General features: G+C 61.5%; 3 protein-coding genes. All 3 read right to left on the bottom strand.

Annotation, left to right across the window (positions count from 1 at the left end; all coding sequences use genetic code 11):
* On the bottom strand, positions 1–587 hold a 587-nt coding region (locus tag WCA53_RS01780; RefSeq protein WP_423904847.1), incomplete at its 3' end, for an ABC transporter permease subunit.
* Between the two features lies 1 nt (position 588).
* Positions 589–2,208 (bottom strand): urea ABC transporter permease subunit UrtB, encoded by a 1,620-nt coding sequence (gene urtB, locus WCA53_RS01775; RefSeq protein ID WP_423904845.1) that lies wholly within the window; start codon positions 2,206–2,208, stop codon positions 589–591.
* 143 nt (positions 2,209–2,351) lie between these two features.
* The gene (urtA, locus tag WCA53_RS01770) at positions 2,352–3,653 is read right to left on the bottom strand and encodes an urea ABC transporter substrate-binding protein (RefSeq protein WP_423904842.1); all 1,302 of its coding nucleotides are present in this window, start codon (positions 3,651–3,653) and stop codon (positions 2,352–2,354) included.
* Positions 3,654–3,744 lie beyond the last annotated feature (91 nt).

The raw sequence follows: 3,744 nt of genomic DNA, 5'->3' as shown, positions 1-3,744 counted from the left end.
GTCATGGCCTGCGTGATGATCGACAGATACACGCCCTTGACCCGCGAGCGGAATGTGAAGAAGCCGAACACCCACGCAAGCAGGCCGGGCACGACGATCACTAGCAGCAGTGCATACCAGAGATGCTCGGTGCCTTCCCAATACCACGGCAGCTTATGCCAGTCGAGAAAGACCATGAAGTCGGGCAGGTCGCTCTGATAGTTGCCCTCGCGGCCGATCGAGCGCATCAGGTACATGCCCATCGCGTAGCCGCCAAGCGCAAAAAACAGCGCGTGACCGAGGCTCAGGATGCCGCAATAGCCCCATACGAGATCGAGCGCCAGCGCGCCGATCGCGTAGCACATGAGCTTGCCGACGAGCGTCATCGAATAGGCGGAGAGGTGGAACGTGCTCGACTCCGGCAGCACGAGCGCCGCAACCGGCACGCAGATGCCCATCGCGATGATGAATGCGATCAGCGCCAGCCAGCCGCTGCGTGGCAGCAGCGCGGCGCGCGGCGGCAGGCCGAGCGCGAAGCCTTCGCTTTTCGCGCGTTGATCGGGTTGCGGCGTGACGTCGAGATTCGCAGTGGCGTTGGGTGTATTCATCTCAGACCTCCGCGCTGCGGCCCTTCAAGGCGAACATGCCTTGAGGACGCTTCTGGATGAACAACACGATCAGCACGAGCACCGCGATTTTCGCTAGCACCGCGCCCCAGAAAGGCTCGATCGTCTTGCTGACGAGTCCCAGCCCGAAGCCGCCGATAACCGTTCCGGCCAGTTGTCCGACGCCTCCAAGCACGACGGTCATGAACGAATCGATGATGTAGCTCTGTCCCAGATCCGGCCCGATATTACCGATCTGCGACAGCGCGCAGCCGCCCAGTCCCGCGATACCCGCGCCGAATGCAAATGCGTAGGAGTCCACACGTGATGTTTTTACACCGACGCATGCGGCCATACGGCGATTCTGCGTCACTGCGCGCACGAACAGGCCGAGGCGCGTCCTGGTCAACACGACCCAGGCGAGCAGGACGACGATCAGCGAGAAGCCAAGAATTGTAATCCGGTTGTACGGCAGGATCAGGTTCTGCATGACGGATACGCCGCCGCTCATCCACGATGGATTGGTCACCTGTACGTTCTGCGCGCCGAAAATCGTGCGCGTCGCCTGAATCAGGATCAGGCTGATGCCGAAGGTGGTCAAAAGGGTTTCGAGCGGCCGGCCATAGAGATGTTTCAACACCAGCCGTTCCAAAACGATACCGACTAGCGCCGCTGCCGCGAACGACACGGGCACGGCGAATAGCGGATACCAGTTGAATGCGGCAGGCGCGTAGTGCTGCACCAGGTTCTGCACGACATACGTCGCATAAGCGCCGATCATCAGGAACTCGCCGTGCGCCATATTGATGACCCCGATCAGGCCATACGTGATCGCGAGGCCGAGTGCGGCGAGCAGCAGCACGCTACCCAGCGACAAGCCCGCAAAAATCGTCCCGGCGATCAGGCCGCGCCGCTGGATGGAATCCAGTTCTTCGATACCCGCCTGCGCCGCTTCCCGTACGCGCGGGTCGGGTTCGTTGAAGGTGCCATCCGGGTTCTTCTGGACGATCGGGCGAAGCAATTCGTTCATGTCCAGGTCGTGGCGCGCGGCGACCAGTTGCACCGCTTCGAGCCGCTTGTTTGCATCGGGATCGTGGAGCGCGGTCGTCGCCCACAACGTGTCGAGGCGTTTCTTCAGGGTGGGGTCGGTTTCCCGGGCGCGGGCTTTATCGATGAGCGGCTTCATCGACGGATCGCCGTCCTTCAGCAATTCGTCGATGGCCGCGCGACGCTTTTCAATATCCGGCGACGACAGTTCAAGTGCGGACAGCGCACCCGACACTTTCGCGCGCAGCAGATTGTTCAGCGTGACCGGCTGCGCGTCCGGCGCCTGCACGATCTTGCCGGTCAGCGGATCTTTGTTGCCGTCGTCGGTCTGGATCAGGACCGCGCCTGCATCGGCGGCGACGAGCGAGCCGTCCGACAGTGCGTTCAGCACGGCCACCGACGGCGCGTCGGCGTTGGCGATCAGCTTGTCGATGGCGGCGGATTTGGCGTCGAAATCGTCGGCGGCGAGGGGCGCGAGATCGGCAGCGGAGAGGGCGGCGAACGCGGTCAACGGCACGCAGGCAATCAGGAAGGCAAACAGGATGAGGCGAGCCTCGCGAAGTATCGAACCGGTCATGAAAAGCCTTTCAGGTAAAACGGAGCGGGGCGTCATGCCCATTCACTCGTGCGAACCGCCGCGTTCGCACGCTTTGCACGACGCGGCGGTTCGACCTTCAAATTACTGCTCCTGCAATGTCACGCGAACCTTCGTGAGCGCCCTCAGGCAACGCGGCGGCGGCGCAGGAAGTCCCCGATCGAGCTGACCACGTCCGGCTTGGTATCGTTGCCCGGGATGTACGGGCTCCACGGCTGCGCGCGGATCGCGGTCTTGGTGCGCCACACGACGTTGAACTGGCCGTCGGCCCGAATTTCGCCGATCATCACCGGCTTGTGCAGGTGGTGGTTGCCGTCCATTTCCAGCGTGAAGCCCGACGGCGCTGCGAACTTTTGGCCGACCATGGCCACGCGAATCTTGTCGACATCGACGCTCCCCGCCTTCTCGGCCGCTTGCTTCCACAGGTGCATGCCGACAAACGTGGCTTCCATTGGGTCGTTGGTCACGCGTTTGTCGCCGCCCGGCAGGTTGTTCTTCTTCACCCACTCGGCGAACATCGCCTTGAACTTCGTGTTCTCGGGGTTCTTCAGCGACATGAAGTAGTTCCACGCCGCGAGATTGCCGACCAGCGGCTTCGTATCGATACCGCGCAATTCCTCTTCGCCCACCGAGAACGCGACGACCGGAACGTCGGTGGCCTTCAGGCCTTGATTGCCGAGTTCCTTATAGAACGGCACGTTTGAATCGCCGTTCACCGTCGAGATCACGCAGGTCTTGCCGCCTTGCGAGAACGTCTTGATGTTCGCCACGATGGTCTGATAGTCCGCGTGGCCGAACGGCGTGTAGACCTCTTGAATGTCGTCGTCCTTCACGCCCTTGGAGTGGAGGAACGCGCGCAGGATCTTGTTCGTCGTGCGCGGATAGACGTAGTCGGTGCCGAGCAGGAAGAAGCGCTTGGCGCCGCCGCCTTCCTTGCTCATCAGGTATTCGGTGGCGGGGATGGCTTGCTGGTTGGGAGCCGCGCCCGTGTAGAACACGTTGCGCGACATTTCTTCGCCTTCGTATTGCACCGGGTAGAAGAGCAGGCCGTTGAGTTCCTCGAACACCGGCAACACCGATTTCCGCGAAACGGAGGTCCAGCAACCGAAGGTTACCGCCACCTTGTCTTGTGAAATCAATTGGCGCGCCTTTTCGGCGAAGAGCGGCCAGTTCGATGCCGGGTCGACCACCACCGGTTCGAGTTGGCGCCCGAGCACGCCGCCGCTTGCATTGATCTGGGCGATGGTCATCAGCGCCGTGTCTTTCAGCGATGTTTCCGAAATCGCCATCGTGCCGGAGAGCGAATGGAGGACGCCGACCTTGATCGGCCCGGTATCGGCGGCTTGCGAATTTGATATGGGCAATTGGCCCGCGACCGCGAGTGCGCCCGACATGGAGCCGAATTTAAGGAGGCTGCGTCGTTTCATTTGTATTTCCCCTTGCCGATATGTTTGTTTGAGGCGGGTGTTTGGTAGATTTTTTATGTCGCTGACGGACAGTCAGTTATCAGGACTCTGC

It is taken from the genome of Caballeronia sp., from assembly GCF_049581465.1.
Lineage (GTDB): Bacteria > Pseudomonadota > Gammaproteobacteria > Burkholderiales > Burkholderiaceae > Caballeronia.
The sequence above is the reverse complement of the archived record's forward strand: the minus strand, read 5'-3'. Positions and strand labels throughout refer to the sequence as shown.